The 5,175-nt window shown below is 71.6% G+C and carries 5 protein-coding genes; 1 reads left to right on the plus strand and 4 read right to left on the minus strand.

The window, feature by feature from the left end:
• Positions 1–225: 225 nt before the first annotated feature.
• From AC3WLN_RS16385 to AC3WLN_RS16400, 4 genes are read right to left on the minus strand one after another with little or no spacing between them, the layout of a single operon-like run.
• Positions 226–954 carry an amino acid ABC transporter ATP-binding protein gene (locus tag AC3WLN_RS16385; RefSeq protein WP_492482965.1) on the minus strand — a complete coding sequence of 243 codons (729 nt, stop codon included), beginning with the start codon at positions 952–954 and terminating at the stop codon, positions 226–228.
• Positions 951–2,102, minus strand: coding sequence for an amino acid ABC transporter permease (locus tag AC3WLN_RS16390; RefSeq protein WP_492482967.1), 1,152 nt, complete (start codon positions 2,100–2,102; stop codon positions 951–953). Before AC3WLN_RS16390 ends, AC3WLN_RS16385 begins: the two co-directional genes overlap by 4 nt.
• A 13-nt stretch (positions 2,103–2,115) precedes the next feature.
• On the minus strand, positions 2,116–3,294 hold the full coding sequence (locus AC3WLN_RS16395; RefSeq protein WP_492482969.1) for an amino acid ABC transporter permease: 1,179 nt from the start codon (positions 3,292–3,294) through the stop codon (positions 2,116–2,118).
• Complete coding sequence (locus AC3WLN_RS16400; protein WP_492482971.1) at positions 3,291–4,304, minus strand: amino acid ABC transporter substrate-binding protein; 1,014 nt, start codon at positions 4,302–4,304, stop codon at positions 3,291–3,293. The genes AC3WLN_RS16395 and AC3WLN_RS16400 overlap by 4 nt, the downstream gene beginning before the upstream one ends.
• A 398-nt stretch (positions 4,305–4,702) precedes the next feature.
• On the opposite strand from AC3WLN_RS16400, the gene AC3WLN_RS16405 reads away from it, so the two are divergent.
• Positions 4,703–4,990 carry a GIY-YIG nuclease family protein gene (locus AC3WLN_RS16405; protein ID WP_492483024.1) on the plus strand — a complete coding sequence of 96 codons (288 nt, stop codon included), beginning with the start codon at positions 4,703–4,705 and terminating at the stop codon, positions 4,988–4,990.
• The last annotated feature ends 185 nt before the right edge of the window (positions 4,991–5,175 follow it).

Genomic DNA, 5,175 nt, shown 5'->3' on the forward strand with positions numbered 1-5,175 from the left:
GGACGCGGCGGCCCGGGGCGCCGGATGGTCGAGCCGGTCGACGCAGGCGAAGGCGATGACCAGGGCGCTGCCGCCGAAGACGCTGCCGACGACGATGTTCCGCAGGATACGCAAGGGACGGGCTTCCCGGATACGCGAGTACCGGGATGGATTTAGCGCATCGACGTTAACGAACCGGAGCCCGCCCGGGCGCGCGGCGTCCTGCGCCGGCACACCTTTCCCCGCTCACAGGATGCGGGCGAGGAATTCCCGGGTGCGGGGATGCTCGGGGCGGTCGAAGAAGGCCTCGGGCGGCGCCACCTCGACGATCTGGCCCGCGTCCATGAACACCACCCGGTCGGCGACGCGGCGGGCGAAGCCCATCTCGTGGGTGACGCAGAGCAGGGTCATGCCGCGGGCCGCCAGATCGCTCATGGTGTCGAGCACCTCCTGCACCATCTCGGGGTCGAGGGCCGAGGTCGGCTCGTCGAACAGCATCACGGCCGGGTCGAGGCAGAGGGCGCGGGCGATGGCGACCCGCTGCTGCTGGCCGCCGGAGAGCTGGCCGGGATAGCGGTCCGCCAGCTCCGCGATGGCGAGGCGCCGGAGTTCGTCCCGCGCCCGCGCCTCGGCGGCCCGGCGCCCGGTCCCGCGCCCGTGGATCGGCGCCAGGGTGCAGTTCTCCAGCACCGTGAGGTGGGAAAACAGGTTGAAGTGCTGGAACACCATGCCGACGGCGCGGCGCACCGCCGGGATGCGGGCGGGGGTGAGGTCCCGGCCCTCGACCCGGATCGTGCCGCCCTGATAGGGCTCGAGACCGTTGACGCAGCGGATCAGGGTCGACTTGCCCGAGCCCGAGGGGCCGCAGATCACGATCGTCTCGGACTTCGCGACCGTGAGCGAGACGTCGCGCAGGACGTGGGCGGTCCCGAACCACTTGTTCACGGCGCGGAACTCGACGGCGGGCGCGCTCATGCCCGGCCCCGCTCGCCGGCGGCGAGGCGCCGCTCGACGAAGGCGGCGTAGCGCGCCATCGAGAAGCAGACCGCGAGGTAGAACAGGGCCGCGAAGGCGTAGGCCGTGGCGGGGATCGTCGGCGCCGACCAGCGCGGATCGGCGCGGGCGGCCTCCAGCACCCGGATGAAATCGGCGATGCCCACGATGGAGACGAGGGTCGTGTCCTTGAACAGGCCGATCAGCGTGTTGACGATGCCGGGCACCACCACCTTGAGGGCCTGGGGCAGGACGACGAGGCGCAGGGCCTGCCATCGGGTCAGCCCCAGCGCCAGGGCCGCCCGCCCCTGCCCCTCGGGGATCGCCTGCAGGCCGCCGCGCACCACCTCGGCCATGTAGGCGGAGGCGAACAGCGCGATGCCGACCAGCGGGCGCACCAGCCGGTCCACGGTGAGGTCGCCGGGCAGGAACAGCGGCAGCATCACGTTGGCCATGAACAGCACGGTGATCAGCGGCACCCCGCGCCAGAACTCGATGAAGCCGATGCAGGCATAGCGCAGGACCGGCAGTTCCGAGCGCCGCCCGAGCGCCAGCAGGATGCCGAGCGGCAGGGCCGCGACGATGCCCACCAGCGAGACCACCAGGGTGACCAGGATGCCGCCCCACAGGCTGGTGGCCACGGGGGCGAGGCCGAGAACCGGAATCCCCGGGAACAGGCCGCCCGAGAGCAGCCAGAACGACAGGAGCGGGCCGAGGCCGAAGACGAAGACCGCCCCGAGGCCGCGCCGCGGCGCGTCGAGCCACAGCATCCAGGCCGTCCCCAGGGCCACGAGGCCGAAGAACAGGTTCGGGCGCCAGCGCTCGACCGCCGGGTAGGAGCCGTAGACGAGGTAGTTGATCTTGGCCCCGATGAAGGCCCAGCAGGCGCCCACCGGGTGCCCGGCGACTTCGGGGCGGCAGGCCTCGCCCGAATTCCCGTGCCAGACCGCGTCGGTGACGAGGAAGCGGACGACCGGGGGCAGCAGCAGCGCCAGCCCGGCCAGGATCATCAGCGTCGTCAGGGTGTTGCCGGGCCCCGAGAACAGGTTGTCCCGGAGCCAGCCGACGGGGCCGCCGGTCCGGCGCGGGGGCGAGGCCGGGGGCAGGAGGGTCTCGCGGATCACGGTCATCGCGTCGCCTGCCTCATCGGGATGCGGGGGCCGCGCGGCGGTTATAGGCGTTCATCAGCGCCGCGAGGCCGAGGCTCAGGGTGAGGTAGACCGCCATGGTGATCGCCACGACCTCCACGGCCTGGTTGGTCTGGTTGAGCACCGTGCCCATGAAGACGTGGACGAGGTCGGGATAGCCGATCAGCACCGCCAGGGACGAGTTCTTCGTGACGTTGAGGTACTGGCTGGTCAGCGGCGGCACGATCACCCGCATCGCCTGCGGAATCGTCACGAGCCGCAGCGTCTTGGCCCGGCCGAGACCCAGGGCGGCGGCCGCCTCCCCCTGGCCCCGGGCCACGCTGTTGAGGCCCGCGCGCACGATCTCGGCGATGAAGGCCGCCGTGTAGGTGGAGAGCCCGAGGAGCAGGGCGGCGAATTCCGGCAGCACCCCGAGCCCGCCCTCGGGGCCGAAGGGGCCGGGCGCCGGCCAGGCGATCCCGACGGGATGCCCCGCCAGGGCGAGCCCGATCCAGGCCAGCGCCGGCAGGCCGAGCACGAGGGCGAGGGCCGGCCCCGCGACCGGGCCGGGTTTCGCCCCCGCCTCGACCCGCCGGGCCGCGCGGCGGCCCCAGGCGATCGCCGCGCCGATCCCCGCCGCGAAGGCCAGGGGCACGAGCCAGGCGAATCCGAAAAACTCGGGGCGCGGCAGGACGAGCCCGCGCTGGCTGAGATAGGCCCCGCCCCAGGCCGCCGGACGCTGCGCCTCCGGCAGCGCCACCCGCACGGCCACGTACCAGACCAGGAGCTGGAGCAGCAGCGGCAGGTTGCGCAGGGTCTCGACATAGGTGGCCGCCAGCGTCCGGGCGAGCCAGTTCGGCGAGAGCCGGGCGATGCCGACGGCAAAACCGATCAGCGTGGCCAGCCCGATGGCGAGCCCTGAGACCAGGAGCGTGTTGAGGAGGCCGACGCAAAACGCGTCGCGATAGGTCGCGGTGGCGGCCGCGTAGGGGATCAGCCGCTGGCTGATGTCGAACCCCGCCGAGCGCCCGAGGAAGCCGAACCCGGCGGTGATGCCCTGGCGCGCGAGTTTCTCGGACGCGTTGGTGACGGCGAGATAGGCGAGCGCCGCCAGCGCCAGCGCGACGAGGGCCTGGAGCGCGAGGGCGCGGGGGGATCTCGGTGTCGATCCGGGCCTGGGCGGACCGGCCCTCACCGGATCGGCGGCCCGTATTGCAGGCCCCCGTTCGTCCAGAGCGCGTTCAGCCCGCGCGGGATCTTCAGGGGCGTGCCGTCGCCGAGGTTGCGGGCGAAGACGTCGCCGTAGGTGCCGACGTGGTGGACGATCCGGTAGGCCCAGTCGACGGTCAGCCCGAGGCCCTGGCCGTACTTGCCCTCGAGCCCGAGGATGCGCTTCACGTCCGGGCTCAGGGTCTCGCGCCGGAGCCGGTCCACGTTCTCCTGCGTGATGCCTGACTCCTCCGCGTCGATCATGGCGTAGTGGGTCCAGGCCACGAGGTCGCGCCAGGCGTCGTCGCCCTGGCGCACGCCGGGCGCGAAGGGCTCCTTGGAGATCGCCTCGTCGAGGATCACGTGCTCCTCCGGGTGGGCGGTCTTCAGGCGCTCGCCGTAGAGGGAGGACTTGTCCGTCGAGTAGGCGTCGCAGCGCCCCGATTCGTAGGCGCCCAGCGTCTGCTCGCTGTTGGCGAAGGTGACGACCTGGTAGCTCAGGCCCCGCGTGCGGAACCAGTCGGCGGTGTTGAGCTCCGTGGTGGTGCCCTGCTGCAGGCAGATCGTCGCCCGGTCGAGTTGCTTGACCTGGCTGATGTTGAGGGATTTCCGCACCAGGAATCCCTGGCCGTCGAAGAAGGTGATGACGGGAAAGTTCATCGCGGCGGTGTCGCGCGACAGGGTCCAGGTGGTGTTGCGCGCGAGCACGTCGATCTCGCCCGATTGCAGGGCGGTGAAGCGCGCGGCCGAGGATTGCGGGATGAAGCGCACCCTGTCGGGATCGTCGAAGATCGCGGCGGCGAGCGCCCGGCAGAAATCCACGTCGAGGCCGTGCCAGCGCCCCTGCCCGTCCGGCATGCTGAAGCCCGCCACCCCGCCGCTGACCCCGCAGACGAGGTGCCCGCGCGCCTTCACCTGCGCGAGGGTGTCGCCCTGCGCGAGCGCCGGCGGGGCGGCGAGCAGGACGGCGAGGAGCGGGATCGACAGGGATCGCATGCGCGCATTGCAGGGCATCGGCGGCCGGGGTCAAGCCGGGAACCCCGGCCAGCCGCCCCAACCCCGCCAGTCCGGGGCGCCGCAGGCGAGCCCGGAACGATGCGCCGATTGCGCACGAGCGCCCGCGCGGTTTCGGATATCCCTTGCGGGTCTGGATTCCGGGCTCGCCTGCGGCGCCCCGGAATGACCGGGTTGGCGATGGAATCGACGCGGATGCTTCGACAGCCTTTCAAAACCCTTCGGCCGGCGCAGGCCCAAACCGCCATCCGATCCAACCCGGTCATTCCGGGGCGCCGCAGGCGAGCCCGGAATCCAGACCCACGACGAACGTGGAAAGATCGCTGACGCAGCCGTCGGATCGTCGCATGATCGTGTGCCCCGACCCTGCGACGAAAACCATGCCCTTCGCCGTCTACATGCTCGCGAGCCGGCGACACGGTACGCTGTATCTCGGCGTGACGAACGACCTGGCGCGCCGTGTCCATGAGCACAAGGCGAAGCGAACGGCCGGCTTCACGGCGCGTTACGCGGTCGACCGCCTGGTCTGGTACGAGCTCTATGATCGACCCATCGAGGCGATTCAGCGCGAGAAGGCGCTCAAGACGTGGCGCCGCGATTGGAAGGTCAGGCTGATCGAGGACTTCAACCCGGACTGGTCCGACCTGACGGGGAGTCTCGCCCTCTGACGCTTCCTCTCGGAGGCTGCGAGCGATGGCCCGGCCGCGCGGCTCTGGATTCCGGGCTCGCCTGCGGCGCCCCGGAATGACCGGGTTGGCGATGGAATCGACGTGGATGCGTCGACAGCCTTCCAAACCTCTGCGGCCGGCGCAGGCCCAAACCGGCCATCCGACCCAACCCCGTCATTCCGGGG

This window comes from Methylobacterium sp. FW306-05-D (assembly GCF_058782155.1).